The sequence below is a fragment of the Pseudomonas sp. C27(2019) genome, from assembly GCF_008807395.1.
Taxonomy (GTDB): domain Bacteria; phylum Pseudomonadota; class Gammaproteobacteria; order Pseudomonadales; family Pseudomonadaceae; genus Denitrificimonas.
On record NZ_CP043320.1, the window covers coordinates 2958475 to 2985438 of the forward strand.

26 protein-coding genes are annotated in these 26964 nt (G+C 49.5%); 16 read left to right on the plus strand and 10 right to left on the minus strand.

Annotated elements, in window-relative coordinates:
* The first annotated feature begins 77 nt into the window (after positions 1 to 77).
* The 5 genes from FXF61_RS13600 (at position 78) to FXF61_RS13620 (ending at position 5557) form a co-directional block, all read left to right on the plus strand.
* Complete coding sequence (locus tag FXF61_RS13600; protein WP_151185762.1) at positions 78 to 1442, plus strand: inorganic triphosphatase; 1365 nt, start codon at positions 78 to 80, stop codon at positions 1440 to 1442.
* Between the two features lie 71 nt (positions 1443 to 1513).
* Positions 1514 to 3301 (plus strand): GspE/PulE family protein, encoded by a 1788-nt coding sequence (locus FXF61_RS13605; protein ID WP_151185763.1) that lies wholly within the window; start codon positions 1514 to 1516, stop codon positions 3299 to 3301.
* Positions 3302 to 3364: 63 nt separating this feature from the next.
* A complete protein-coding gene (locus tag FXF61_RS13610; protein ID WP_151185764.1) occupies positions 3365 to 4288 on the plus strand; it encodes an SPFH domain-containing protein in 924 nt (307 codons plus the stop codon).
* Positions 4281 to 4733, plus strand: a complete 453-nt coding sequence (locus FXF61_RS13615) for an NfeD family protein (RefSeq protein ID WP_151185765.1) — start codon at positions 4281 to 4283, stop codon at positions 4731 to 4733. Before FXF61_RS13610 ends, FXF61_RS13615 begins: the two co-directional genes overlap by 8 nt.
* Before the next feature lie 56 nt (positions 4734 to 4789).
* The gene (locus FXF61_RS13620) at positions 4790 to 5557 is read left to right on the plus strand and encodes an NRDE family protein (RefSeq protein ID WP_151185766.1); all 768 of its coding nucleotides are present in this window, start codon (positions 4790 to 4792) and stop codon (positions 5555 to 5557) included.
* An 83-nt stretch (positions 5558 to 5640) separates the two neighbouring features.
* Here FXF61_RS13620 and FXF61_RS13625 read toward each other — a convergent pair whose 3' ends face one another.
* Positions 5641 to 6045, minus strand: a complete 405-nt coding sequence (locus FXF61_RS13625; protein WP_151185767.1) for a RidA family protein — start codon at positions 6043 to 6045, stop codon at positions 5641 to 5643.
* 443 nt (positions 6046 to 6488) lie between these two features.
* On the opposite strand from FXF61_RS13625, the gene FXF61_RS13630 reads away from it, so the two are divergent.
* Both FXF61_RS13630 and FXF61_RS13635 read left to right on the plus strand, forming a co-directional pair.
* Positions 6489 to 7214 carry a DsbA family protein gene (locus FXF61_RS13630; protein ID WP_151185768.1) on the plus strand — a complete coding sequence of 242 codons (726 nt, stop codon included), beginning with the start codon at positions 6489 to 6491 and terminating at the stop codon, positions 7212 to 7214.
* A gap of 77 nt (positions 7215 to 7291) precedes the next feature.
* The gene (locus FXF61_RS13635) at positions 7292 to 7594 is read left to right on the plus strand and encodes a monooxygenase (RefSeq protein ID WP_151185769.1); all 303 of its coding nucleotides are present in this window, start codon (positions 7292 to 7294) and stop codon (positions 7592 to 7594) included.
* Positions 7595 to 7733: 139 nt separating this feature from the next.
* On the opposite strand, the gene ptsP is transcribed toward FXF61_RS13635, so the two are convergent.
* Both ptsP and FXF61_RS13645 read right to left on the minus strand, forming a co-directional pair.
* Positions 7734 to 10013 carry a phosphoenolpyruvate--protein phosphotransferase gene (gene ptsP, locus FXF61_RS13640; RefSeq protein ID WP_151186114.1) on the minus strand — a complete coding sequence of 760 codons (2280 nt, stop codon included), beginning with the start codon at positions 10011 to 10013 and terminating at the stop codon, positions 7734 to 7736.
* 37 nt (positions 10014 to 10050) lie between these two features.
* Positions 10051 to 10530 carry an RNA pyrophosphohydrolase gene (locus tag FXF61_RS13645; RefSeq protein WP_151185770.1) on the minus strand — a complete coding sequence of 160 codons (480 nt, stop codon included), beginning with the start codon at positions 10528 to 10530 and terminating at the stop codon, positions 10051 to 10053.
* Between the two features lie 142 nt (positions 10531 to 10672).
* On the opposite strand from FXF61_RS13645, the gene FXF61_RS13650 reads away from it, so the two are divergent.
* The 5 genes from FXF61_RS13650 to bfr all read left to right on the plus strand — a co-directional run bounded on the left by FXF61_RS13650 (position 10673) and on the right by bfr (position 14501).
* Positions 10673 to 11329, plus strand: a complete 657-nt coding sequence (locus FXF61_RS13650; protein WP_151186115.1) for an HAD family phosphatase — start codon at positions 10673 to 10675, stop codon at positions 11327 to 11329.
* 75 nt (positions 11330 to 11404) lie between these two features.
* Complete coding sequence (locus tag FXF61_RS13655) at positions 11405 to 11959, plus strand: rhodanese-like domain-containing protein (protein WP_151185771.1); 555 nt, start codon at positions 11405 to 11407, stop codon at positions 11957 to 11959.
* A gap of 463 nt (positions 11960 to 12422) precedes the next feature.
* On the plus strand, positions 12423 to 13523 hold the full coding sequence (locus FXF61_RS13660) for a 3-deoxy-7-phosphoheptulonate synthase (RefSeq protein ID WP_151185772.1): 1101 nt from the start codon (positions 12423 to 12425) through the stop codon (positions 13521 to 13523).
* Between the two features lie 190 nt (positions 13524 to 13713).
* Entirely contained in the window at positions 13714 to 13920 is a 207-nt protein-coding gene (locus FXF61_RS13665; protein WP_151185773.1) for a (2Fe-2S)-binding protein, read from the plus strand.
* A 104-nt stretch (positions 13921 to 14024) separates the two neighbouring features.
* Entirely contained in the window at positions 14025 to 14501 is a 477-nt protein-coding gene (gene bfr / locus FXF61_RS13670) for a bacterioferritin (RefSeq protein WP_151185774.1), read from the plus strand.
* Positions 14502 to 14549: 48 nt separating this feature from the next.
* Here bfr and FXF61_RS13675 read toward each other — a convergent pair whose 3' ends face one another.
* Together FXF61_RS13675 and FXF61_RS13680 are read right to left on the minus strand one after the other, a co-directional pair.
* On the minus strand, positions 14550 to 15950 hold the full coding sequence (locus tag FXF61_RS13675; protein ID WP_371921494.1) for a DUF3482 domain-containing protein: 1401 nt from the start codon (positions 15948 to 15950) through the stop codon (positions 14550 to 14552).
* The gene (locus FXF61_RS13680; protein WP_256663437.1) at positions 15940 to 17307 is read right to left on the minus strand and encodes a DUF2868 domain-containing protein; all 1368 of its coding nucleotides are present in this window, start codon (positions 17305 to 17307) and stop codon (positions 15940 to 15942) included. Before FXF61_RS13680 ends, FXF61_RS13675 begins: the two co-directional genes overlap by 11 nt.
* A gap of 123 nt (positions 17308 to 17430) precedes the next feature.
* Here FXF61_RS13680 and FXF61_RS13685 point away from each other — a divergent pair, with 123 nt between their 5' ends.
* The gene (locus FXF61_RS13685) at positions 17431 to 17955 is read left to right on the plus strand and encodes a dihydrofolate reductase (RefSeq protein WP_151185777.1); all 525 of its coding nucleotides are present in this window, start codon (positions 17431 to 17433) and stop codon (positions 17953 to 17955) included.
* Positions 17956 to 17965: 10 nt separating this feature from the next.
* Here the strand turns inward: FXF61_RS13685 and gcvH are convergent, their stop codons facing one another.
* The 5 genes from gcvH to znuA all read right to left on the minus strand — a co-directional run bounded on the left by gcvH (position 17966) and on the right by znuA (position 24854).
* Positions 17966 to 18343: a glycine cleavage system protein GcvH gene (gene gcvH / locus FXF61_RS13690; RefSeq protein ID WP_151185778.1), complete on the minus strand. Its 378-nt coding sequence runs from the start codon at positions 18341 to 18343 to the stop codon at positions 17966 to 17968.
* 151 nt (positions 18344 to 18494) lie between these two features.
* The gene (gene gcvT / locus FXF61_RS13695; RefSeq protein ID WP_151185779.1) at positions 18495 to 19577 is read right to left on the minus strand and encodes a glycine cleavage system aminomethyltransferase GcvT; all 1083 of its coding nucleotides are present in this window, start codon (positions 19575 to 19577) and stop codon (positions 18495 to 18497) included.
* 132 nt (positions 19578 to 19709) lie between these two features.
* Positions 19710 to 21329: an iron ABC transporter permease gene (locus FXF61_RS13700; protein ID WP_151185780.1), complete on the minus strand. Its 1620-nt coding sequence runs from the start codon at positions 21327 to 21329 to the stop codon at positions 19710 to 19712.
* A gap of 74 nt (positions 21330 to 21403) precedes the next feature.
* Complete coding sequence (locus tag FXF61_RS13705) at positions 21404 to 23620, minus strand: EAL domain-containing protein (protein WP_151185781.1); 2217 nt, start codon at positions 23618 to 23620, stop codon at positions 21404 to 21406.
* A 310-nt stretch (positions 23621 to 23930) separates the two neighbouring features.
* Positions 23931 to 24854 carry a zinc ABC transporter substrate-binding protein ZnuA gene (znuA, locus tag FXF61_RS13710; protein WP_178087317.1) on the minus strand — a complete coding sequence of 308 codons (924 nt, stop codon included), beginning with the start codon at positions 24852 to 24854 and terminating at the stop codon, positions 23931 to 23933.
* 63 nt (positions 24855 to 24917) lie between these two features.
* Between znuA and FXF61_RS13715 the strand changes: the two genes are divergently transcribed.
* The 3 genes from FXF61_RS13715 to znuB are packed head-to-tail and all read left to right on the plus strand — an operon-like array spanning position 24918 to position 26960.
* Positions 24918 to 25406 (plus strand): transcriptional repressor, encoded by a 489-nt coding sequence (locus tag FXF61_RS13715; protein ID WP_151185782.1) that lies wholly within the window; start codon positions 24918 to 24920, stop codon positions 25404 to 25406.
* Entirely contained in the window at positions 25403 to 26182 is a 780-nt protein-coding gene (gene znuC / locus FXF61_RS13720; RefSeq protein WP_151185783.1) for a zinc ABC transporter ATP-binding protein ZnuC, read from the plus strand. Before FXF61_RS13715 ends, znuC begins: the two co-directional genes overlap by 4 nt.
* Entirely contained in the window at positions 26175 to 26960 is a 786-nt protein-coding gene (znuB, locus tag FXF61_RS13725) for a zinc ABC transporter permease subunit ZnuB (protein WP_151185784.1), read from the plus strand. The genes znuC and znuB overlap by 8 nt, the downstream gene beginning before the upstream one ends.
* Positions 26961 to 26964: the final 4 nt, after the last annotated feature.

The window sequence follows — 26964 nt, forward strand, 5'->3', positions numbered from 1 at the left end:
AACCTAGATTATACGGTGCTGTCATAGGGTTCGACCAGCATAGCGATACACTAGCAACAATTTGAAATGAGAATACCATGGCTAAAGAAACCGAAATAAAGCTACGAATCAGCCCTGCAAGCCTTGCTACGCTGCATCAACACCCTGTTTTAGCAGCGCGCTGTGTTGCTCCTTGGCAGACCCGAGAGTTGCTTAATCGGTACTACGACACAGCTGATTTTGCCTTGGCGAATGCTCAAGTGGCCTTGCGAATTCGTCGTGATGGCGAACAATTGATCCAAACTTTAAAAAGTAAAGGCGCCAGTGTGGCTGGATTGTCCGAGCGCAATGAATGGGATTGGACGTTAAAAAGCAACCGCTTAGTGCTTAGTCACTTAAATGACAGCTGCTGGCCGCAGAGCTTGGCTGAGCTGGATAAAAAGCAGTTAAAAGCAGTCTTTAGCACAGACTTTAAGCGCCAGTTTGCTGAATTACGCTGGCAGCGTGATGGCATAGAGACTGTGGTTGAAGTGGCTTTGGATCAAGGACTGGTGATTGCCGGCCAGCAGCAGGAGGATATCTGTGAAGTTGAGCTGGAATTGCGTGCCGGTGATCCGGCGGCACTGCTTGAGCTGGCCTTAGAGCTGGCCGCAGATGTTGCTTTGATGCCATGCGATATCAGTAAGGCTGAGCGCGGTTACCGCCTATTTAATGCCAATAGCTATAGCGTTGCTGCTGCTCCAGCAGAGTTAAGCACTGAAATGCCGTTGGATGAGGCCTTTGCTGCGATTGCTTGGCAGTTGTTGGGCAATAGCCAACGTTTGGCTGAGCAATACCGTTTTAATGGCCATTGGAAGCTGCTGGAACAGTGGTTGCAGCAATTGGTGAGTTTACGAGCCTTGCTAGCCAGTCTTGGGCACGCGGTACCGCGTCCAAGCAGTAACCCGTTACGTACTCAGTTAGATGCACTGATTGATGATTGGCGTGTACGTATTCTGGACGGTGCTGATGACCAAGCTGTGCGCGAAGCTGCACCGTTGGCGTTTGCTAATGAGCTTGAGAATACCCGCTGGGGGCTGTTCTCTTTAGAGATGGCCGTATGGTTACAAAACCAAGCATGGCAGACAAAGCGTAGCGCGCGCGGTACACGCCAAGGTGCTGCGGCGTTACAAAATTGGTTACTGCAATTCTTAAAGGATGAGGCGCAGGCGTTACAGGTACACCGTTATATGCGCCAACCTGAAGATATTGCTGAACAAGCACCACGTCTTGAGCGCTTGTTAGTGTGGTTGCAAGCAGCGCGTCATATCAGCGGCTTAGTTGATAGTGATCGCTTGTTTGGTAGCCTGCGTGAGTTGCATACCTTGGTTTTACAACCCTTAAATGCTGAGAATTTAGTGCAGCGCAGAGAACATTTGGCTTCTGTGCTCACCCTTAATGCTTGGAAGCAACTGTTGCGTTAAGCTTTAGCCATACATTCAGCGAGGCTTGAGTGCTGCTGAATATGATTTTAAGGTTTAGATAGGAATAACCTATGCCATCCTCTGTCGCTGCTACGCCTGATCGTTTACTGGATTTAAATGAAGTGCTGGCTGAACTGGTTAAACAGGGTCGCATTGATCAGGACAGCGCAGAAAACTGTTTGCTGGCGCGACGTGGTGATGCGGCGACTGTGCATATGCACCCGCTGGAGTACATTGCCACTCAGCAACTCAATGACCGTAGCAGAGCAGGTCGCAAGCTTGATTTAGAAACGTTAACGGTGTGGCTTGCTGAATGGGCACAACAACCCTATTTGCGCATTGACCCACTAAAGATCGATGTGGCAGCCATCACGCCCCTGATGTCCTATGCCTTTGCCCAACGTCATAAGATTCTTGCTGTGGCAGCGGACAGCGCTTGCGTAACAATCGCCAGTGCCCAGCCGTTTATGCGCGAGTGGGAAGCTAACTTAGCCCATGTGTTGCGCCGCCCAATTAAGCGTGTGGTGGCCAATCCAGCTGAAATTCAGCGTTTTACCACTGAGTTTTATCGTTTAGCGCGCTCTGTCTCTGGGGCGACAACAGGCGATCAGTTTATCAGTGGTGTCGGTAACTTCGAACAGCTGCTGAACTTGGGTGCCAGTGATCAAGAGCCTGACGCCAATGATGCGCATATCGTTAATATTGTTGACTGGCTGTTCCAGTATGCTTTTCAGCAGCGCGCCAGTGATATTCATATTGAGCCACGCCGTGAACAGGGTTCGGTGCGGTTTCGCATTGATGGTGTGCTGCATACCGTTTATCAGTTCCCTGCACAGGTCACCATGGCCGTGGTCAGCCGCTTAAAATCTTTAGGGCGCATGAATGTCGCTGAGAAGCGCAAGCCGCAAGATGGCCGAGTAAAAACCAAGACACCGGACGGTAATGAGGTGGAGTTACGTCTAGCCACCATGCCAACAGCCTTTGGTGAAAAAATGGTGATGCGTATTTTTGATCCTGATGTGCTGCTAAAAGGTTTCGATCAGTTGGGCTTTTCCAGTGATGATATGCAGCGCTGGCGCAGTATGACCAGCCAGCCAAACGGCATTATTTTAGTGACAGGACCGACGGGGTCTGGAAAAACCACCACGCTCTACACCACGCTAAAACAGTTGGCCACCGAAGAGGTGAATGTCTGCACCATTGAAGATCCGATCGAGATGATTGAGCCTTCGTTTAACCAGATGCAAGTGCAGCATAATATTGATTTGAGTTTTGCCAGTGGCATTCGAGCGTTGATGCGCCAAGATCCCGATATCATCATGATCGGAGAAATTCGCGACTTAGAAACTGCAGAAATGGCGATTCAAGCTGCGCTGACTGGGCATTTAGTTCTTTCAACTTTGCACACCAATGATGCACCCAGCGCCATAACCCGTTTGTTAGAGTTAGGAGTGCCTTATTATTTGCTCAAAGCCACTTTATTAGGGGTGATGGCGCAACGCTTAGTGCGCACGTTGTGTCCGCACTGTAAAGCGCCGGTCGAGATTGATGCAGCTGATTGGGCTGCGTTAACCCAGCCTTGGAGCGCGCCAGTGCCTAAAGGTGCACAGCAAGCGGTGGGCTGCTTAGAGTGTCGAGAGACCGGTTACCATGGCCGTGCAGGGGTGTATGAAATCATGCTGCTCAATGATGAGATTAAACCGTTGATTATGGCCGATACTGATTTGGTTCGTCTTAAGAGTCATGCCTACCGTGCGGGTATGCGCAGCTTGCGCTTATCGGGTGCGCAAAAAATTTCTGCTGGACAAACCACCATTGAGGAAATTTTACGAGTGACACCACAAAGCCAACAAAAATAGCGCAAGATTTTTTACGCGAACCCTATACTCACAGTTTGATTAGACTGCTAACGCGGAGTTTTTATGGATATTGGATTGGTTCTACTGCTGTTTGTTGCCTTGATTGCTGTTGTTATTTTTATGGGTTTTAAAGTGGTGCCGCAGGGCTATGAATGGACGGTTGAGCGCTTTGGCCGTTACACCAGCACCTTGAAACCCGGTTTAAATATTATTGTGCCGCTGATGGATAGCGTGGGTCGCAAGATCAGCGTGATGGAGCGCGTCCTTGATATTCCTGCGCAAGAAGCGATCAGTGCCGATAACGCCATTGTGCGCATTGATGCGGTGTGCTTTTTTCAAGTGGTCAATACCGCACAGGCTGCCTATGAGGTCAGCGAGTTGGAATATGCCATTTTAAATTTAGTGGTGACCAATATCCGTACAGTTTTGGGCTCGATGGAGCTCGATCAGATGCTCAGCCAGCGCGACAGCATTAATGAGCGCTTGTTGCAGACTGTAGATCAAGCCACTGCACCTTGGGGCGTTAAAGTTACGCGTATTGAAATTAAAGATATCACTCCGCCGGCAGACTTGGTCGCGGCAATGGCCAGCCAAATGAAAGCTGAGCGTTTAAAGCGTGCTGCGATTTTAGAGGCGGAAGGCCGTCGTCAGGCTGATATTTTAGAGGCAGAAGGTGACAAGCAAGCACAAATTCTAACCGCCGAAGGTAAGCGTGAAGCGGCGTTTCTTGAAGCAGAAGCGCGTGAGCGTGCGGCACAGGCAGAAGCTGAAGCTACCCGCATGGTATCTGAGGCCATCAGCGGCGGTAGCGTGCAAGCGGTGAACTACTTTGTCGCGCAAAAATACATTGAGGCCTTAGGTCATATTGCCTCTGCCGACAACAGTAAAGTGATTATGATGCCGCTCGAAGCCAGCCAGTTAATCGGCTCAGTTGGTGGTATTAGCGAAATCGTGAAGGCGTCCTTTGACGGTAAAAAGCATGAGTGAATACTTACAAAATTTAGCCATTTGGGATTGGCTGGCCTTTGCTGCGTTGTTACTGATTGTCGAGATGCTTGGCACCGCAGGCTATTTTTTGTGGTTTGGTATGGCTGCGGCGCTTGTTGGGCTGTTGCTGTTAGCCTTTCCTGAGTTGACTTGGGTTTGGCAGTTTCTGGCTTTTGCGTTGTTGTCATTGACTGTTGCGTTGGTCTGGTGGCGGCGTTTACGTCAACAGTCAACAGCTGCATCAGGCTTAAATCAACGTGGCAGTGAACTCCTAGGGCGTGAGTACCTCTTGCATGAGGCGATCAGCGCTGGCCGTGGCAAGATTCAAGCAGGTGACAGTTACTGGTTGGTTAGCGGCCCTGATCTGGCTAAAGGTCAGCGCGTCAAAGTTATCGGTCAACAGGGCACGATTTTACAGGTTGAGCTTTGTCGACCAGATGAGTAGCTTTAGGCTTTATTTGCAATACGCCAATATCGCACATCTAAATTATCGAGTGAATTATGTGTTTAGTTGTCTTTGCATGGCGACCACAGAGTCGTCAGCCTTTAATATTGTTAGCCAACCGTGACGAAGTGCATGCACGGCCCACAGTGGCGCTGGCGCAATGGCAGGATCAGCCGAGTATTTATGCGGGGCGTGATTTAGAGGCAGGTGGCAGCTGGCTTGGTGTTGCTGAGCGTGGACGTTTTGCGACTTTAACCAATATCCGCGATGTGTCATTGCCGCTGGGTGCGCAATCACGGGGTGCTTTAGTCAGCAATTACTTAGCCTCGCAGCAATCTCCGCAGGCTTATTTGCAAGAGGTTGCCAGTCAAATGAACCAGTATAGTGGTTTTAATTTACTGGTAGGTGATCAGCAGTCCATTTGGTATTTAAGTTCGATTGAGCCACGCCCCATACGCTTAACTGAAGGCGTGTATGCTTTGTGTAATGGCAGTTTAGATGAGCCATGGCCCAAGTTAGTACGTTTACGTAGCTTATTTCACGAACACTTAGATGCTGACGATGAGGTTATGCTTGAGCTAATGCAAGATGAGCAGCGCGCCGAGGATGATCAATTACCAGATACTGGGGTTGGCTTAGCGATGGAGCGTATGCTCTCGAGTATTTTTATTCGCGGTGAGGTGTATGGCACCCGCGCAACCAGCGTGTTGCGTTATTTTGATGATGGTTCTAGCACACTGGTTGAGCGCAGTTATAATGCCAATGGCGATTGTGTAGGGCAGACTCAAGTTCAATTGCCTGCTGATTTGACTGCCTTGTCGTAACAGTATAAATAATCGCCAGCAGTAAATGATGCAGAGTCTGCGTATCCTTGACTCTGCCATGTAGGCGCCATGTCGATTGCTATTTAATCAATAACAGCCGTCACTTCAACTTCAATGAGCAAGTCCGGTAGGGCAAGAGACTGAACGCCGATAAGTGTATTGGCTGCAGGAACTGCGCCAGCATAAAATTCAGTAATAGCGTCCACGATGCTTTCTAAATACTGGGGCTTAAGGTCTACCACATAGGTTCTCATTCTCACTACATCTGCCGGTGTCGCACCGGCTTCACGTAGCACCGTGGTTAAATTTTTAAAAACCTGCTGTGCCTGTTTGGCTAAGTCGCCTGCGCCTACCACATCTGCGTTTTCATCCCATGCCACTTGTCCTGCGCAATGAATTTCTGTTTTGCCCTGCGATGTGGTGGCGTGAGAAAAGCCATATTGCAAACTGTTATACAGGGCGTCTGGATTAATGGTTTTACGTGTCATATTGAAATATTCCTTCTTTGGCTGCATTTTCACAATTAGATAGAGATAAGCTTAACGGATCTGAGCCTGTAATCGACTTTGCTCGTAGTTACTGACTGAATTTTAGTGGCGTTGCTCATCTTTTAAGCCTGTTATGGAGCGTTTGAGCGCTTATAGAGCGCTGGAGTAGATTTGCAACGAGGTGAAGGGGCCGGAATTAATAAGCTTGTTTGGTTGTGGTATAATATTACATTGCACAAAGGGAATATAGGTTGTGCAGCTTTTGTTGCGATCAAACACATGCTTAACTGATGGTGCTTGTGCGCTCGTGTATTTTTTAAATCCAAGCGGTGACGTTCTTCCTCTACTTGATTCATAGTGGTGCAGGGCAGTGACATACTGCTGAGCACTGTTAGCTGTGTTGAAGCGCGCCGACTTAAGCAACTTTTTAAAGGGCTTTGACTATGATGAAATGTGATCCTGACACAGGCGTCTGCCTGTTACCTGAGCAAGACAATCCAGTTGATACTGATGCAGTTGCTGCACGTCCTGGCTGGGCTGTGCATTATGTTGGTGATCCCATGTGCTCTTGGTGCTGGGGTATCTCGCCCACCGTCAGTGCAGTAGAAGCGTTCTGTGCAGCACAAGGTATTGAGTTCTCGATGACGATGGGCGGCTTAAGGGCAGGCGGTGGTGATCAGTGGAACGAAACATTTAAACGCTTTCTGCGTAATGAATGGCAGCACATCGGTCAAGTCACTGGCCAGCCTTTTGGTTTTACGCTGCTAGACGCAAAGCATTTTAATTATGACACCGAGCCTTCTTGCCGCGCTGTGGCTACAGTCAAACTGCTGCAAGCTCGCCACCAGTTTCCAGTCGCGAACGTGTTGAAATTCTTCACTGCCATTCAGCATAAGTTTTATGTGGAAGGGCAAGACACCACAAAGGTGGACTTCTACGCCAGTATTTGTGCCAGCTTGGCACTGGATTTTGATGAGTTCCGTAGCCTGTTCGACTCGCCAGAAGCGCAACAGGCGGTGCAGCAGGAGTTTATGCGCTGTCGGCAGTTGGGTGTACGCTCGTTTCCAACGCTGTTATTGGAACACAACGGCAAGATCAAACCGTTAGCAGCGGGATTTGTTAGCACAGAGGATGCGCTATCTAGAATACGGCAAGCAGTCGGTGCTTGAGTCATGCTAAGTCGCATTACAACTGACCTAGTAACTGCCGCGAGCGCATATTATTTTAACAAAGAAGGAGTTGTCTTATGAGTTATATACTTCAGGTTGATTTTCCCTATAGCGGTCCTTGGGGCCAGCCAATGGTTGCAGCAATGGAGGGCCTTGCCCGCTCGATTGCCGAAGAACCGGGACTTGTCTGGAAAATTTGGACGGAAAATGAGGCGACCGGTGAAGCGGGCGGTATCTATATGTTCAAGGACATTCCCAGTGCTGAAGCCTATCTAACGATGCACACAGCACGTCTCAAAGACTTTGGGATTTCTCATGTCAATGGCAAGATATTTGCCGTGAACGAGGCATTGACGAAGATCGATCGTGGTCCCGTATAAACGTAGCGAGGTCAAGCAGCAATAAGGCTGTAATCCCTAGGCTGGATTGTTAACTAAGTGACTTGGCTGCAGCAGAGCAATGCGCTGCTCAGCTGAGTTTATTCTATTAAAATAACGGCCTGACGCTGGCGTGTGGTTATTAAGTTTGCACGCTGGAAGCAGGATTCAATACCTTGCCTAGGCCTAGGTTGCCCAGAGCAAGGTTGAGTGTGCTGTGTATAACTTCTGGGTTATCCATCATGGACACCTCTTTGAGTAACGCTTGCGCATGCGCTAAGGTCATTTTGCGTAACAGCCATTTGACCTTAGGTAGATGGGTGGAGTTCATCGATAAACTATCGAACCCCATCGCCAATAACAACACCGCTGCGACAGGGTCACCGGCCATTTCCCCGCAAATACTGACAGGCTTACCTTCAGCATGCGCAGCGCTGACCACATCTTGCAATGCCATTAATACAGCAGGGTGCAGGTAGTCATATAAGGCTGCAACTCGCGCGTTATTGCGGTCCACTGCAAGCAAATATTGCGTGAGATCGTTGGAGCCGACAGACAAAAAATCAGCCATGCGAGCCAGTTCTCGAGCTTGATAAACCGCAGAGGGAACTTCAATCATCACGCCAATTTTAGGCATCTGCACGTCAATGCCTTCGCTGGTCAGTTCGCCCCATGCGCGGTGAATTAAGTGCTGGGCGTCATCTAATTCGTGTACACCGGAAATCATCGGCAACAAAATTTGCAGATTATTTAAACCGGCGCTGGCTTTGATCATCGCGCGTACTTGTACTAAGAAGATTTCTGGATGATCCAAGGTGATGCGGATACCACGCCAGCCCAAATAGGGATTGCTTTCTTTAATCGGAAAATAGCTCAGCGGCTTATCACCACCAACATCTAGCGTGCGCATCGTGACGGGTAAAGGGTGAAAGGCTTGCAGTTGTTCACGGTACATTTGTACTTGCTCGCTTTCACTGGGAAAGCGTGAGGAACTCATAAAAGCCACCTCAGAGCGATATAACCCAACCCCTTCGGCACCGCGTTGCTGGGCGCGCTTAACATCGGCCAGCAAACCCGTGTTGACCCACAATGGCAGATGATGCCCATCTAAGGTGACGCAGGGTAAGCTGCGTAAGCTGTCTAAGTCACGGTTGATCAGACGCTCTTCTTCAACCACCTCTGCGTACTGTTTGCGCAAGAGGGTGCTGGGGTTGGTAAAAACATCGCCATGATAACCATCGAGAATCAGCTCAATGCCATCGAGTCGGGTATAGGGTAGATCAACGGCGGCGACGACCGTTGGAATCCCCATGGCGCGGGCTAAAATCGCCACATGCGAGTTGCGTGAGCCCAGTACCGAGACCAAGCCCACCAGCTTTTCTGGTGGCACTTCGCCGAGCATCGCAGGCGAGAGCTCTTCACTGACTAAAATGGTGTTATCTGGGTAAACCAAGGTTTGTTGCTGGGCTTGTTGCAAGTATGACAATAAACGCCGGCCCAGGTCTTTGACATCAGACGCACGCTCACGCAAATAGTCATCATCCATGTGTTCAAAACGCTGCACATGCTCGCTAACCACTTGGCGTAATGCCCCTTGTGCCCATTGTCCGCTGCGAATCACCTGCATAACATCACCGGCTAAGGCAGTATGTTCGAGCATCATTAAGTAGACATCAAACAGCGCACGTTCTTGCGGGCGTAATTGTTTGGCCAAGCGTGCGGATAAGCTACGGATATCAGCACGCACTGACTCTAAAGCTAAAGCAAAGAGTTCTAATTGCTCAGCAATATCGGTAATGGTTTTGTCAGGTACGACATCCAAATCAGCAATCGGCAATACCACCACGGCCGTGCCTAAAGCAGCGCCAGGTGCGCCGGGTACACCAATAAAGCGTGCTTCTTGGATACCTTTACCTTGCTTGCCCAGCCCACGTATGGAGCCGGTTGCTTCGGCGTGAGCAATGACTCCTGAGAGCTGTGCGCTCATGGTCACCAGAAATGCCTCGTCACCTTCATCAAATTGGCGGCGCTCTTTTTGCTGCACCACCAACACGCCCATGACTTGGCGGTGGTGAATAATTGGCGTGCCTAAAAATGATGAGTAACGTTCTTCTCCGGTTTCCGGAAAGTATAAAAAACGTGGGTGACTGGTGGCGTCTTCTAGAGTGACGGTTTCGGAGCGGCTACCTACCAAGCCGACTAAGCCCTCTTTTGAAGCCATGCTGACTTTGCCAACTGAGTGCTCATTTAGGCCCTCAGTGGCCATTAACACATAGCGGTCGCTGTCGGCTTCGTACAAATACACCGAGCACACATGGCTGTTCATTGCCACGCGGACTTGTTTGACGATAATCGCCAACGCCGCTGGTAAATCCTTAGCAGCGTTTACTTCTTGGGATATCGTGCGCAGCATGTTCAACATGCTGCTATCGGTGCGAGTCGAGTCTGACAACGTTAAGTTAATCTCGAGTAGGAATTTGGTAAGCCAGCTCTTTTAGAGCCCGCCGGTATACGTCGCGTTTAAATGCCACCACTTGACCTAAAGGATACCAATAACTGACCCAACGCCAACCATCAAATTCAGGTTTGTCGCTGAGATCCATGCGTACCTGTTCATCGCCACTGCGTAAATGCAATAAAAACCACTTTTGTTTTTGCCCGATACACAGCGGTTGACTGTGGGTACGCACTAAGCGTTGTGGTAAACGATAACGTAACCAGCCGCGCGTGCAAGCCAGTATCTTAACATCCTGCTGTTGTAAACCAATTTCCTCGTGTAGCTCACGGTACAACGCTTCTTCAGCACTTTCATGCGGGTTAATACCGCCTTGTGGAAACTGCCATGCATCTTGCTTGACGCGTCGTGCCCATAACACTTGTCCGTGATCGTTGGTTAGGATGATACCGACGTTCGGACGAAAACCATCTGAATCAATCATGTCTGCACCCTGTACTAAAAGTCTTACTGCCATTGTTCCACAAAGCGTGACAGGGCAGCAACGCGCTTTAGCGCTTGAATGGGCAGACGCGGATAAAATCGTTATGCTAAGCGCTCTTTTATCATTGATTAAGGGATTTGCCGTGCGTTTGGCTATTTTTGACTTGGATAACACCTTATTAGCCGGTGATAGTGATCACCAGTGGGGCGAATACTTATGTGCGCGTGGTTTAGTGGATGCCGATGCGTATCGCACCAAAAACGATGAATTTTATGCAGACTATTTAGCTGGGAAGCTGGATGTGTTGGCCTATCAAAATTTCTGCCAGGATGTTTTGGGGCGCACGGATAAAGCACAACTCGACGCATGGCATGCTGAATTTATGCGTGACTGTATTGAGCCGATTATTCTAGCCAAAGGTGAAGCCTTAATAGCTCAGCACCGTGCTGCGGGTGATCTGGTGATGATTATTACGGCGACCAATCGCTTTATTACTGAACCGATTGCTCAGCGTCTTGGTGTTGAGCACTTAATCGCCACTGAGTGCGGTATGCGCGATGGCCAGTACACCGGTGAATTGGTTGATGTGCCGAGCTTTCAGGCGGGTAAAATTACGCGTTTAAATGCATGGCTTGCTGAGCATAATGCGACATTAGAAGGCAGCTACTTTTACAGTGATTCACACAATGACTTGCCACTGTTAGAACAAGTGACCCACCCGGTGGCGGTTGATCCCGATGACACTTTACGTGCGCTGGCCATACAACGTGGCTGGACGGTGATGAGCTTGCGCGATTAGGGTCGTGTTCGATGCTTGACTATAGTTAATCTATGTTAGTGTATTATGTATATACATTAAATGGAGAGCCAAACTATGACATCTATACGAAGCTTAATCAGTGTTGTGGCACTGTCACTTGCAGTGTTTTCTGTACAAGCCGTTGAGTTGGGCATCAGTGCTGAAGATGCTTATGCAAAAACTCAGCAAACCGAGCAGCGGGTTTTATTGGTGGATGTGCGCGACCCTGTAGAAATTATGTTTGTTGGGTTTACTGACGCTGTTGATGTGAATATTCCATTTATGATGGCTGATCGCACGCGTTGGAATGCTGAGCGTAATATTTTCCCAATGGATCGTAACCCTCAGTTTGTTGAGCAAATTAAAGCTGAGCTGGCTAAGCGTGGTTGGGATGAAAATACCGAAGTGATTACCATGTGCCGATCAGGCAGTGAGCGTGGCGAGCCGAGTGCCGTTGTATTGCGTGAGGCTGGTTTGCCTAATGCACGTTTTGTCGTCAATGGTTTCCAGGGTGATGCTTTAAGTGAAGGTCCGCAAGCGGGTATGCGCTTGAAAAATGGCTGGCAGAACTCAGGTTTACCTTGGGGTCGTAGCTTAAATGGCGATAAAATTTACCGTTTAGACCGCTAAGCTTGGTTGCACTGCGCGCGCGCTTGCAGTATGTTAACTGCATTGTATGGAGATTGTTATGTTGAATCACGCACTTAAACAGATGTTAGTTGCTCAGCCATTGGCTGCGTTGATTAGCTGTGCGCGTTCAGTAAACAGCTCTGTGGCGTATTATTTTTATGGGTATTGGTTTAGCCAAAGGCGCGCCTGATACTCATACAGGCGGGCCTCTTTTACGGGTCGCCTACCACTGCTTTAGATAAACCCCGGTTGGCTTCCCACCCGGGGTTTTTTGTTTTTAGATTTTGGTTTTTAGTTTTAAAATATTTAGAGGACAACACCATGGCAATGTATGCAGTTTATCCAGAGCGTTTTGATGATTTGAGCTGGCGATTTAGTAACCACAAGCTGGCGTTACCCCATTGTTTACGACGACTTTCTCGATAAATGTACAGCGGCACAGCCGCTGACCTAAGGACAACACATGAACTCTTTAAATACAGCTCTAGCATTAGACCATCCGGCCTGCATAGCCATTGAACAGGCTCATATCAGCACCTTGCCCACCTCAGGACGTACAACTCGAGTGCTGGCCAGCCCGCAACAACTGCGTCAGCAACTGCCGTTAAGTGCCGAACTGTCGCGACGTGTACAGCAGCAACGCGAGCAGGTACGGGCAATTATCAATGGTGAGGACTCGCGCTTACTGGTGGTGATTGGCCCGTGCTCAATTCACAATGTTGATGAAGCCGTTGAATATGCGCAGCGCTTAGCTGAGCTGTCATCGCGCGTGTCTGAGCACATGTTGCTAGCCATGCGCGTTTACATTGAAAAACCGCGCACCACGGTCGGCTGGAAGGGACTGCTGTATGACCCGCATTTAGATGGCAGTGCCGATATGGCGCAGGGTTTACAGCTGTCACGGCAATTGATGTTACGCATGTTAGAACTGAATTTACCGGTTGCTACAGAACTCTTACAACCGCTGGCGGCCAGCTATTTTGATGATCTATTAAGCTGGGCAGCGATTGGTGCGCGCACCAGTGAGTCGCAAATTCACCGCGAAATGGTCAGTGGTTTACAGCTGCCAGTGGGCTTTAAAAATGGCACCGATGGCAGTGTCGGTATTGCTTTGGATGCGATGCGCTCAGCAGCGCATGCGCACCAGCACTTTGGTTTAGATGCTCAAGGCCGCGCCGCGTTAGTTGAAACCAGCGGTAATGCCGATACGCATTTGGTTTTACGCGGTGGTCATCAAGGTCCTAACTATGATGCCCAGAGTATTGCAGCGGCCTGTGCGAGCATGCGTAAAGTGGGTTTAGATGCTTCATTAATGGTTGATTGCAGTCATGCCAACAGTGGAAAGAACCCGCAATTACAACCGCAGGTTTTGCAGTCGGTATTAGCTCAGCGTGCCGCCGGTGAACGCAGTTTGCGCGCAGTGATGCTGGAAAGTAACTTAATGGATGGCCAGCAAGCGCTCTGTGACAACTTGCAATACGGTATCTCCATCACTGATGGCTGCTTAGGCTGGGCCACCACTGAGCAGATGCTGCTGGGCGCAGTACAGCAGTTGCAAAAATAATAGCGACTGTTCTTGTTGTTGAATGGTTATTGCGCAATGCCAGTAGCGCTGATGAAATTGTTTAATGAGGTGGGTTTAAGTTGCCAGTTTGCATAGGTAAATAAAAGACAGAAAATAGACTAGGTTCTTGCAATCATTGATGCGAATAATTATCATTAATGTCAGATGTTTTATTTGCTTGGGCCTGTCTATGTATATCTGCTTATGCAAAGGTGTGACTGACCATAAAATACGCCAAGTTGTTGCCGAAGGTGCACGCAGTTGGCGTGAAGTCCGTGAGGTGACTGGCTGCAGCACGCAGTGTGGCAAATGTGCGTGCTCGGCTAAAACAGTGACCCAGCAAGCGATTAAAGACGCTTTAATTGCCTCAGCTGACGACCTTGCTTACGCCATCTAAGTCAGCCTGCTTTATGTTTCTGACCCTTTTATGTGTCTTGCTATAGTGACCTTAATGAGTCTGTTATGCTGTGTTCATCATTCCAGTTGATGAGGGCGGCGAACATGAAAGGCGATACTAAAGTTATTGAGCACTTAAATCGTATTCTCGGCAATGAGTTGGTAGCCATCAATCAATACTTTTTGCATTCACGTATGTATAAAGATTGGGGCTTAAACGTACTTGCTAAGTGGGAATACAAAGAGTCGATCGAAGAAATGCGCCACGCCGATACGCTTATCGAGCGTATTTTGTTTCTTGAAGGTCTGCCGAATTTACAAGATCTTGGCAAGTTATCTATCGGTGAAAACGCTCAAGAAATGTTGGCCAGTGATTTGGCCTTAGAGCATCTGGCACGCACGGATTTAGTGGCAGCAATTGCTCACTGTGAAGCTGTGCAAGATTACGTCAGCCGTGATTTGTTAAGAAAAATTCTGGACGATGAAGAAGAGCATATTGATCAGCTAGAAACTGAGCTTGGCTTGATTGAAAAAGTTGGCATTCAGAATTACTTACAAACGCAAATGGGCGAGTCTGAGTAACGCTCAAGGTATACGCTGTATTTTTGCAAAGCAGTCTCAGGCTGAGCTTCAAACAAGCTCAGCCTTTGCGTGTTGTTTACTTAAACTGGCTTGCAGTTCTGCAACGGCCTGTGTTCGGGCACTGTCGTGCTGTGGTTTCTGGCCATTTAAACTTGACCACGCTTGATAGGCACGGGCCGTTTGTAAGGGCTGCGCTAATTCACCTTCACGCCACTGCTGCTCAAGTGGTGTGTCCATTTCAATGCGTGCTTGCGCAGCATGACCACGTAATTCCAAGGCGCTGAGTAAACGTTGCTGGCGAATGGCGAGTAAGCGCAAGGTGCTATCGCTGACAGTGAGCTCGCGTTCACCACGAAACTTTCCTTTTAGGCGTTCACCGTAGTTACGAAAGGTTTGGGTTAGACCACCAACCGCGGCACCCAGTACTGTGGCCACACCTAAACTTAAACCGCCAGTGATCAGATCAATACCGGCCCCAGTGGCTGCACCTGCGGCCATGCCGCCACCAACTTTAACGCCCAGTTGCTTCATCGTGGCGGGATTAAATAAATCATCGCCCCAGCGACCTTCTTCCAGTGGCAGACTGCTGGCTTGAGCATCATCTTTGCGAAAGGCATAGAGTTTTAATAAGGCTTCTACGCATTGCTGTTCACGCTGGCGCACATCGCTATGCAAAGCCTGTATGGCTTCTTGTAGCTGCTCGGGATGCACACTGCGCCGACATGCGCTGACATCAATGAGCAGCTCAGCAATTAAACGATAGCCGGCTTTGCGGCGAAGCAAAACTTGCGCTTGATTATGTTCGATAAGGCGCTGCAGGCGTGGTCGCTGACTGTCGAGCACCAGACTGAGGTTTTCATACAGGCGTTGCTCACCATCTTCAGGCGGCGCTACTGTATCGAAGCGCACCACTGCGTGTAGACCTAAGCGTGCCAGTACCTCACGCCATGCGGGTTCGCGTTGCTCGGCACTGTTAACAAAATTCAATACAGGCAGCAGTGGTTTACCGCACATGGCTAAAATTGCTAGTTCATCGCGGTATTTAGCCAGCACCGGCTCGCGCGCATCAATCACATAAAAACCGGCATCGGACTGCAGCAGTTGGCGCAACACTTTGGCTTCTTGCTCAAAGCGCTGACGAGCTTCGCTGCTCTTGAGAAAACGCTCAACAAGTTCTGGTCCATCTAAGCGCTCGTTGCTTTTAGGAAGTTGCTCAATGTATTCATACAGGGCAACCGCATCTTCAAAGCCTGGAGTGTCATAGAGCTCAATTAGGGCTTCGCCATCCACTGATAAGCGCGCGCCTTCTACGTGCTGGGTGGTGCTAGGCCTGTGTGATATAGCGCCAAAACCAACATCGCGAGTCAGGGTGCGCAGTAGGGAGGTTTTGCCAACATTGGTATGGCCAACCACGGCCAGTTTTAGCGGTGCAGATTGCTCACTCATCACCGTGCTCCAGCCATGCCCAAGGGGCTGAACGACTATGGGTTAATTGTAATGAATCCAGATGTTCTTGCCAGTTATTCAGGCGCTCATCAGTGGTTTCAGTTGCGAGTAGCCAGACCTGCGTTTGCGCGGCGGTGCGCGATAATTCAGCAATTAAATGTAAGGTGCCACGATCAACTGAGCGCTGCGGGTTGCAGGCAATCAATAGGCGCGCTGGAGGGTTGGCACTGAATTGATCAAGGATAGTGCGCCGTTGCTCGCGCGTGTCTATCACGCCAGCATTGAGCACCTGTGCGGGTAGTTCAGGTGGCCAGCTGATGCTGTTATCCAACTCAATGGCGACAACGACCGCAGCCTGCCCAGTTATCTGTGAGCCAACCGTACTGCTTGGCAGTTGCGATGGTGCGGCATCAATAACGCCTAAGCGCTCACTGCTGGGTTGTACTCGCTCGTGTAAAGGCTGCCAAACAGGATCATTGGCATCCAGTTGTAAACGCTTAACACCACGCCGCCAGCGCCATTCGCAGAGCAGGCTGCAGACTAAGCGCGGCAGGAGGCCGTAGATCAACAGCATGCCCAGTAACCAACTGGCCCATACTTGGCGTGCCTGTTCATTGTCTAAAGTTTGCATGCCGCTGTGGCGAATCAGTTCGCTATCGGGTAGCGCAAAGCCAAGCCAAGCGCCTGGTTTGCCAAGGCTGTTGACCAGCATAACAAAGGAATCACTGGCGACGATGGTTGACTCCCAAACAAAGCCATAGCGGCGGGTGGCGAGTAAGGCTACTAAGGTCAGTAATGCAGTGATTAAAGTGATTAACCACCAGCCGTGTAATAAACGACCCAAGCCCCAGCGCAGTAAGTGATTGCGTTGCAGTAAGACCAATAAGGCAGGTGCCAGCTGTACGGCTTTAGCGTCGCGGGCTAGTTTGTTGCTGAGCCAGAGCCACAGATGACTGAGTGGTGAGGTGGCTTGTGCTGAAAAAACTAAACTGAAAAACCAAGCCAGTAAGCTCACAAGATTTAAACCAATCAGCCCAGCTAAAGCCCAGAAAATATTAATTGCCTGCGGTGTACCGCTGAGGGCGGTTTTTGCCAAAACGACGCCCGCCACTAGAGCGCTGATAATTAACAGCCACACGGCGAGCTTAGCGCCTTGTAGCCAATGCTGCAGGGCTGCCACTAAACCATCACGCTGGGCAAGAAAGAGCCCACGCGCCTGCAAGCGTTGCGCAAGCGAGCCTGCTGTGGCGCGCGCTTTACGGCAAGCCTCAGTATCTTCGAGTAGACCTGTTTGCTCCTCGCGCAAACGCACGGCTTCGCATAACCAAAGGGTTTGTAAAGATGAGGATGAGTCAGTCACAAGCATTCCATTGAGTCACGGTAGTTTCACTATTGTGCCTGATAATGCAGGCTGAACAACGCCAATGCAGCGTAAATCCTTTAACATACAGACATAATCTTAACATTATGAGGATTGCACCTAATGCAACATCCATTGCCTGTGAGTTTGATCGTCGCTGCAACGCGCAATCAAGTGATTGGTCGAGACAACCAAATGCCGTGGCATCTGCCGGCTGACTTACGTTATTTCAAGCAACGTACCCTAGGCAAGCCGATCATTATGGGGCGTAAAACTTGGGAATCACTGGGACGGCCTTTGCCGGGGCGTTTAAATATTGTGATTACTCAGCAAGCTGCTACAGCCTTTGACGGTGCTGAAGTCTTTAGCGATCTGCAGGCTGCTATCCAGCGCGGACAAGAGTGGGCGAGTGAGCAAGGTGCTGACGAGGTGATGGTGATCGGTGGCGGTCAGCTCTATCAGCAAGCCTTGTGCTTAACCCAGCGGGTATATTTAACCCGTATTGATCTTGAGCTTGAGGGTGATACGTTTTTCCCAGTGCTTGATGCGCAGCAATGGCAGCTAATCGAAGCACAAGCACACCCAGCCCAAGATCAAGAGCCGGGCTACACGTTTGAAGTTTGGCAGCGCACCCAGAGCCAAGTGTAAGGTTTTAGACTTAGCAAACAGCTTGGTAGCCGTCAGCATCTAACAGCTGCTGTAATTGCTCTGGGTTGCTCGGTTGTAAGCGGTAAAACCAACTCTGATAGGGGTGTGTGTTGACCCCTTCTGGTGCTTCAACTAAGCCTTCATTCAACGCAATAACTGTACCGCTGATAGGTGCATGAATATCAGAAGCCGCCTTGACTGACTCGACCACGCCGACTGCTTGACCGGCGGTCAGAGCACTGTTCAATGCAGGCAATTCTATAAAAACCACGTCACCTAAGGCTTCTTGTGCGTGGTCGGTAATGCCAACGGTGACTGTGCCATCTGTTTCTAGGCGAGCCCATTCGTGCGTGCTGGCATAACGTAAATCGGCAGGGATTGTGCTCATAATATTTATGTCCTTAGCAGGTGCAATGTAATTTTTATATCTCTGGGCGCTTATGATCAGTCAATTCAACAGCAACTGAATCAATGATAAACATCGTTACAATTAAACGTCAGATGATCATTTATAAGCGATTGATTCTTTTCACACAAGACTAAATAAGAATCTTTCCATGGCGCACAAAGCGTGGCTTAACCACACGCACTGGGAACCATTTGTGGCGAATCTCGACTTCAGCGCGATCACCTGTATCTATGGGGACGCGTGCTAAGGCAATGGCTTTGCCGAGTGTCGGAGAGAAGCTGCCGCTGGTGATAACACCGTTGATGTTGTTATCAATGCGCACGGGTTGACCGGCACGTAGTACGCCGCGCTCCTCAAGCACTAAACCCACGAGTTTTTCAGCGACACCGTTATCTTGTTGCGCTTGTAACGCTTGACGGCCAATAAAATTGCGCGACTCTGGTTGCCACGAGACGATGTGCTGCATGTTGGCTGCCAACGGTGATATTTGCTCACTGGTATCAAAAGTATACAAATTAAAACCAGCTTCTAAACGCAGCGTGTCACGTGCACCGATACCAATTGGCGCGATACCTGCGCCGACCAGCTCATTCATAAAATCGACAGCTTGCGAGGCTGGCAGCATAATTTCTATGCCGACCTCGCCGGTATAACCTGTGCAGGAAATAAACCAATCGCCATCTGCTGCAGCAAAATGGTGCTCTAAGGTTTTAACTAATTGGCTGCGCGATGAGCTTAAAATACCGCTCAGGCGCTCACGGGTGAGTGGGCCTTGGATAGAAAACAGGCACAGATCATTACGCCAGCTAACAACGCAGGAAAAAGCCTCAGCATGTTCGTTCAACCATGCCTGTACGCGCTGGCGCGTTACGGCATTACCGACTAAGCGGTAACCTGTGTCAGTGCGAAACACCATTACGTCATCAATCACGCCGCCTTGCTCATTGAGCAAAAGACTGTGTTGTGCGCTACCTACGCTGTCTAACAGGGCCACATCATTGCACAGGACATGCTGCAAAAATGCCTGGGCTTGTGCGCCTTGAATATCAAAAATACTCATATGGGAAATATCAAACATGCCGCACTCTTTGCGTACATGGTGATGTTCTTCCACTTGCGAGCCGTAATGTAATGGCATGTCCCAGCCATTAAAATCAATTATTTTCGCACCAAGGGCCAGGTGCATATCATACAGCGGGGTACGCAATCCCATGGGATCTCCTAACCGGCCAAACGTAATGTTTGTACCTGTGAGTAATTCTGTCGGCGCATAGTGTAGCGATGTTACTGAAGTACTGCACCGGTGATTATAAATTAAGTATAGTCTGCAATGGCCACAACTATACTAGTGCCCCGGACGGTAGGCGGAGCGGCGAATCAATAGAATAACCGGCAGCAGGCCAACAACGACTAAAGTCAAAGCAGGTAAGGACGCGCGCGCCCATTCGCCTTCACTGGTCATTTCAAAAATACGCACCGCCAGAGTATCCCAGCCAAATGGGCGCATCAGCAAGGTTGCCGGCATTTCTTTAAGCACATCGACAAACACCAGCAGCGCTGCAGATAAACTGCCTGGCAGCAATAAGGGTAAATACACGCGCCGAAACAATGCTACGCCGCTGATACCCAAACTGCGAGAAGCCTCGGGTAAAGAAGGTTTTATACGTGCTAGTGCACCTTCTAAAGGACCGTGGGCGACAGCCATAAAGCGAATCACATAGGTTAACAATAACGCACTTAAACTGCCCAGTAAGATTGGCCGCCCCGCGCCCCCTAACCATGTGGATACAGGAATCACGGCGTGCTCATCAAGGTAGCTGAACGCTAACATAATGGCTACAGCCAGCACTGAGCCGGGCAAGGCATAGCCTAAATTGGCAAAACCAACCAGCGCATGCATGCGCTTGGTTGGGGTTAAACGCTTAGAGAAGGCCAATAATAAAGCGGCAGCCACCGTAAGAGCAGCTGCCATCAGACCTAAGTACAGGGTGTGGGTGATGAGTGCAGTATAACGCTCATCTAAATCGAAACGACCGCGCTGCCAAAACCACACGATCAATTGCAAAACAGGAATAACAAAGGCACAAAGGAAAACTAAGCCACACCAAGAGGAGGCCAGCGCAGCTTTCCAACCGCGTAATGCGTACAGTGCTTTGCCACGAGGCCGTTCGTTGCTGGGGCGAATTGCTCCACGTGCGCGCTGTTCAGCAAATAGCAATACAGCGACAAATAATAGCAATAAGCTGGCCAATTGAGTCGCGCTGGATAAGCTAAAAAAGCCATACCAGGTTTTATAAATGGCCGTGGTAAAGGTGTCAAAATTGAATACGGAAACAGCACCAAAATCTGCCAAAGATTCCATCAGCGCCAAGGCGACGCCTGCGCCAATGGCCGGTCTGGCCACTGGCAAAGCGACGCGCCAAAAGGCTTGCCAAGGTGTTAAGCCGAGCACTCGTGCCGCTTCCATAAAACCCTTGCCCTGTGCTAAAAATGCGGTGCGTGCGAGCAGGTAGACATAGGGATAAAACACCAGAATAAAAACAATAATAACGCCACCGGTGGAGCGCACGTTGGGCAGGCGCAGATCGCTACCCAGCCATGCACGCAGTAATGTTTGCACGGGTCCGGCAAAATCTAATAAGCCGACAAATACAAAGGCCAAAACATAGGCTGGAATCGCAAAAGGCAGCATTAAAGCCCAGTCAAGCCAGCGCCGTCCGGGGAACTCACAGAGACTGGTGAGCCATGCCAAACTGACGCCCAGTAAAGTGACGCCCACGCCCACACCAGCGATAAGAATTGCCGTGTTGGAGAGCAGGCGAAGCATTTGCGTCTGCCACAAGTGCTCCCAGATTTGCATATCAATCGAGTGCCAACTGAGCAGTAAAACACTGATCGGTAAACAGACCAGTGCAGCAAAAAATAAAGCAATGGGATACCAGCGACGTTGGGCAGGGAGGGCCACAAAAAACCTCGTTTAATCAGTAAAGCGACACGCAATACTGCGCAGTATAACTGTCTGATTCAAGTTTGGCGCTTTTATGCATGCTTTGCTGGTGCGCTGATCAGTGCTGAAAACTGTTGAGCAGTAAGTGGACTGCTAAGTAAATAGCCTTGAGCGAGTTGGCAGTTGTTTGCTTGCAGTAATGATAGCTGCTCTGGGTTTTCAATACCTTCAGCAATGACTTTAAGTTTTAAGCTGTGGCCTAAGCTCATTACAGCCAGACCAAAATCTTTCAGTGCTGGGTCCTGTGGCGTATTGTTAATGAGGCTCTTATCAACTTTAAGAATATCCAGTGGAAAGCGCTTTAAGTAACCCAGTGAAGCGTGACCCATACCGAAGTTGTCCAGCGCAATTTGTACGCCGAGCTGGCTCAACTCACGTAAGTTGGCCAAAGATTGCGCGCAGTTGGGCTTGAGGTGTTGCTCAGCAATTTCAATAATTAAGTAGTTAGCCTCTAAACCGCTGGATTCTAGGGCGGCTTTTACTAAGGAAACTAAATATGCGCTGCGCAATTGCTTGTAAGACACATTGATTGAACAGTGCAGTTGCGGGATAGACGTTAGCTGCCATTGACGGGTAGCCGTGCATGCGGTTTTGAGTACCCAGGCACCGACTTCAAGAATTTCATCGGAGTCTTCAAGTAAGTCTAAGAAGCTTTTTGGTGTGTAATCATTGCCGTTATGGTGCCAGCGCAGCAGTGCTTCTACTGCATAAATGTTTGATGCGTCGTGCTTAAGGTCTTGTTGAATCGTGAAAATAGGTTGGTAGAGCAGTTTGAATGATTTGTTGGCTAAACCTTTAGTCAACGCCTCCTGCTTAGCTCGCAACTCTTGTGCGGCGGACTGCATGTCCTTGGTGTAATGCGCATATTGTGCTTTGCCTGCCATTTTAGCCTGATAAAGCGCTAAGTCAGCGGCTTGTAGCAGTTCGCTCGGTGGTGTGCTGTGCGGCAATACAGTAATACCAATGCTGGCACTGACGGATAAAAGATGGCCATCAATGCGCAGCGCGCAAGACAAGCTGTCGAGCATGCGCTGCGCAACATGTTCAGCATCGGTTAGGCAAGCCAGGTCATCGAGCAGGACCACGAATTCATCACCACCAAAGCGACCCAAATGGTCACCGGGACGCAAGCATTGTTGTAGGCGCCTTGCGATTTCAATCAAGAGAACGTCGCCAGCTTTGTGGCCATAATTATCATTAACTTGTTTGAAATTATCCAAGTCAATAAATAATAACGCTGTTTCACGACTGCCTGCTTGCTGGTTGCGCTGCATTGATTCGTGTAGCAGCTTGTCCAGTTGGCGGCGATTAGCCAAGCCGGTTAAGGGGTCATGAAAGGCCGCATAAGACATATGCTGTTCATGTTCTTTGCGCTCGCTAATATCGGCTTGCGAGCCGGACAGGCGCTGCTCGTTTTGCTCACTGATGCTGGCAAAACCACGCAGTGAAACCCAGATATAATCACCGTTTTTCTTACGAATACGGTGCTCGCAGTCTAAAAAATGACTGTGGCCGCTAAGGTGTTTGCCAATCGCTTTACGCACCAAGGGCAGGTCATCGGGATGGATGCGGCTTAGCCAATTTTTGCTGGTGTGCTCACCGAACTCTTTGCCTGTGAGGTCGAGCATTTCCAGCCAGCGCTCAGATACATGCAAGCGATCACTAGCAATGTCCCATTCCCAAATGCCATCATTGGCACCGCGCATGGTTCGAGTAAAGCGTGCTTGGTTTTCTTCAAGACTCTGATGGTGTGCGGCACTGTAACTGTCGACCGTCAAGGACATATCTAGAAATACAGCTTTGAATAAGCTGGATAATAATTGTGTTTGCTCAGGATCGGTGCAAATTGTTTTGAGCATGCTGTCCAAGTAAAGACGGTATGCGCCTAAATACCAGAGTGGGTTGAGACCTATGGCTTGGTGGATTAAGCCGGCGCGCACGCGCTCTCTGACATAGTCGTCATTGTACGGATTATGCAATAGTTGTTGGTAATACTCGGCATGTCTGGCCTCAATATATTCAGGCGGACAGAGCTGCTCGAATTGTTCAGCGGCTTCAGGGAAATGAGAAAAGTGCTGTTGTAATTGCTGCGCAAATTCGGCCTGATGCTGTTGCAAGCTATCGGCGGCTTGCGCAAGGCGTGCAGCATCACTTGGCTGCCAGCCCATTAAACGCTGGCGCTCGCTGAAGGTTTGATTATTTAAACCAATACGCGCAATTAAAGCGTTCAGCTTTTCTTCAGAAAACATAGATAACCTTTACCGCGAGCCGCTTAGGGTAAACATAAGAGTGTTTAGAGTCACTGTGTGTCATGCGTTAAGGTGCTGACATTTAGTGAGGTATGGTTATATACATCGAGTGATGGCTATAAGCTAGCATTCTAACGCGGTTTTATTGTGTGTATCTAGAGTATAACTGAGTAAAGCTGTTTTGCAGCGCATTAAGTGGATGCTCATTGTCCTGTGTTTTATAGCCTCCAATTAACCAGCAAAATCCACTATAGCGATTGCCTGCAGGTGTTGCGCAAGCCTGCCGCTATAGTGAACTGCTTGTGAGTAGTCACAGGTTTTCTAAACAGGTCGAAAACTGTTGGGCGATATTGCTCAGTAGTTGCTCATAGCCGTGTGCCGAGACTGCGAGCTCTGTGCCCATTGGGTCCAATTCAGCCAAGGTGACTGGCAGGCCATCAGCTAGGGTATGGGCTAGGCGTGGTTGCATTGGCGGCTCGCTAAAAACACAGCTGGGACCGGCTTGTTGCAAGCGGTTGCGCATTAGGCTGACATGTTTTGCGCCCGGTTGCAGTTCGCTGGATAGCGCAAAGACACCAGCGTGCGCCAAACCATAGGCCTGCTCAAAATAATTGAAGGCTTCGTGGAAGACGAAAAAAGACTTGCCCTGTAACGGCTCTAACTTGGCTTTTAATTGCTGATCCAGCGTGTTTAAGCGTTGTGTAAAGGCGTGCAGGTTGGCCGCATAGTGGTCGGCGTTACTTGGGTCTAACTCACTTAAGTCGCTGCTGATGCGCTCAGCGATGACACGTGCGTTATGCGGCAGTAACCACAGGTGGGCATCAACAGCGCCTGGCGCGTGCGCGTGGTCATGTTGCACAAGGTGGTCATCGTGTTCGTCTTCATCGCCATGCTGGTGTGCTTGAGCGAAATATTGCAAATGCAGTCCAGGTAAGCTTTGTACAGCCACGCTGGGTTGGCTGCGTTGTTGCAGAAGACGCGGTAAAAAGTTTTCTAAGTCAGGTCCGATCCAGTAAAACAAGTCAGCCTTATCTAAGCGCTTGGCATCGGAGGGGCGTAAAACAAAATAATGTGGAGAAGCGCCTGGTGGTAACAGCACGTGCGGCTCACCTTGGCCGTCTTGCACCGCTGCTGCGATCAGCTGCAAAGGTTTAATACTGGTTAAAATCTGCACCTGCGCTTGCGCGCTAAAACCCCATAACGATAGACAAGCAATCAACAAGAAACGAAACACTGCGGTACACTCCCTAAGTAAAGAGTTATATAATAACGTCTCTTTAAAAAGGATGCTGCTGTTATGTTAAAAACATCAACATTATGTCAGTCAGATCATCACCATGATTGCATCAGCCAAGCGCTTGAGTCTGCTGAAGAGTTATGTGCGCAACGTGGTGTTCGCTTAACAGCGTTGCGTAAACGTGTTCTAGAGTTGGTATGGCAAAGTCATAAGCCGCTTGGTGCCTACGATATTTTAGAGATGTTGAGCCGCGAAGATGGCCGTCGTGCTGCACCGCCAACGGTGTATCGTGGTTTAGATTTCTTATTAGAAAATGGTTTGATTCATCGATTGGCCTCGCTCAATGCGTACATTGGTTGTAGCCATCCTGAAGTGGTGCATGAAGGTTATTTTATGATTTGTCAGCACTGCAATAATGCCTATGAGCTGGCTCAGCATACAGCCATTGATACGGCCATTCATGCAGAGGCAAAACAGATGGGGTTTGTTGTGGAAACACAAATGGTTGAATTGTTGGGTACCTGTGCTGCCTGTCGAGAGTGTGCATGAGATCGTTAGCCCTATTGCGTGCCGAGCATGTCAATTTATCTTTATCTGAGCAGAAGGTGCTGATTGATGTCAGTTTGCAGTTGGCCGCTGGAGAGATTGTTACCATCGTGGGACCCAATGGCTCGGGTAAAACCTCTTTAGTGCGTGTGTTGCTGGGTTTATTAACGCCCAGTTCAGGCAGTGTATGGCGTGCGCCGCAATTGCGTATTGGCTATATGCCGCAAAAGCTGGAAATGCACGCGACTTTACCGCTTTCAGTCCTGCGCTTTTTACGCTTAGTGCCAGGCGTTAGTCATGCTGATGTCATTGCTGCGCTAACCGAAGTGGGTGCAGCAAAAGTGTTAAACAGTCCCTTGCAGCGGATTTCTGGCGGTGAGCTACAGCGGGTTTTGCTGGCACGGGCTTTATTGCGTAAGCCACAATTACTGGTGCTTGATGAGCCGGTGCAGGGGGTTGATGTCAATGGCCAGCTTGAGCTGTATAACTTGATTGGCCAGTTGCGTGATCGCTATGGCTGTGGCGTGCTGATGATTTCCCATGATCTGCATTTAGTGATGCGCTCCACTGATCGAGTGATTTGCTTAAACCGCCATATCTGTTGTTCTGGACATCCTGAACAAGTCAGCGGTGATCCAGCCTTTGTTGAGATGTTTGGTGCGCGTGCAGCCAGTGATTTGGCTGTTTATCATCACGATCACGACCATAAACATGATTTGCATGGCTGCGTGTTAACTCCAAAAACTCACCAACATGGGCCAGATTGCACACATGCCTGATTTTCTTTTATACGCGTTATGCGCAGGTTTATTACTGGCTGTGGTGGCTGGTCCGCTCGGTGCTTTTGTTGTCTGGCGACGCATGGCTTATTTTGGCGATACCTTGGCGCATTCCGCGCTATTTGGTGTGGCCTTGGGTCTGCTGTTTGATATTAATCTGGCGCTGGCAGTCATTATTGGTTGCTTGCTGCTGGCCTTTGTTTTAGTGGCGTTGCAGAGCCGCCAGCCCTTAGCTTCAGATACCATTTTAGGGATTTTAGCGCACAGCACACTGTCGTTAGGTCTGGTAACTCTCAGCTTTATGGAGTCAGTGCGCGTCGATTTAATGGGCTATCTATTTGGTGATTTACTGGCTGTCAGCGCAATGGATTTAATCTGGATTGGTGGCGGCAGCGCTGTGGTTTTAATTAGCATTATTGCTTTATGGCGACCGCTATTGGCGATTACTGTGCATGAAGAGCTGGCCGAAGTGGAAGGCTTGCCGGTAGCCAGGTTGCGTTTGGTGTTGATGGTGTTAATGGCATTGGTGATTGCCGTGGCGATGAAAATCGTTGGTGTGCTGCTGATTACCTCGTTGCTGATTATTCCCGCTGCTTCTGCGCAGCGCCATGCACGTAGCCCAGAGCAAATGGCGGTGGGGGCCAGTCTGCTGGGAATGTTGGCAGTTTGTGCTGGATTGGCCATGTCGTGGCATTTGGATACGCCAGCAGGGCCATCGATTGTGGTCTGTTCGGCTGCGTTGTTTCTAGTGAGCTTTATCGTGCCGCAACGCCGTTAAGCGC